Origin of the sequence: Mesorhizobium sp. M4B.F.Ca.ET.143.01.1.1, assembly GCF_004792275.1 — a bacterium.
Taxonomy (GTDB): Bacteria; Pseudomonadota; Alphaproteobacteria; order Rhizobiales; family Rhizobiaceae; genus Mesorhizobium; species Mesorhizobium abyssinicae.
Window position 1 is genome coordinate 1 of the sequence record NZ_SRSR01000079.1, and the last position, 511, is coordinate 511.

Annotated in this window: 1 protein-coding gene; it reads right to left on the reverse strand. The window is 62.4% G+C overall.

Going from position 1 to position 511, the window contains the following annotated elements; genetic code table 11:
• Nucleotides 1-407 (reverse strand): IS66 family transposase (locus tag EN786_RS36040; RefSeq protein WP_246688843.1); only part of this gene is annotated, 407 nt, incomplete at its 3' end.
• Nucleotides 408-511 lie beyond the last annotated feature (104 nt).

Genomic DNA, 511 nt, shown 5'->3' on the forward strand with positions numbered 1-511 from the left:
AATATCTTGCGGCGCAGATGGGCCAGGCAGGCAGCTTCGCGAATGACGCCGCCCTTGTAGATCTGATTGTAGCCGGTGAACCCATCGGCCTGCAGCGTTCCGGCAAATCCGGCGAGCTCGCTCATCACGCTCTCGCCGGCGCGACCTATGGTGGCGCGATACCAGGCGATCGGCGGCTCCTGCGAACCCGAGTTGCGGTCGTCGGCGACGTAAACCCAAAGCGCCCCCTTGTGCGTCGTGCCGGTGCCGGGCGCCAGGATCGGAAGCCGCGTGTCGTCAGTGTGTAGCTTGGTGCGGGTACGGCCGATCTCACGAAGGCGATTGTAGATCGGATCGAGCAAGGCGGCGGCGTAGCCGGCGCTGCGCGCCAGAGTGGATCGCTCGATATCGACGCCCTTGGCGGCCATCATCTGTGCCTGACGGTAAGATGTTGCGCATAGGATTATGCTGCGGAGGCTCCATTTCGTCCCAGGTTTCAGGCGATCTTGGGTAATCTCCGCAACATAAATTC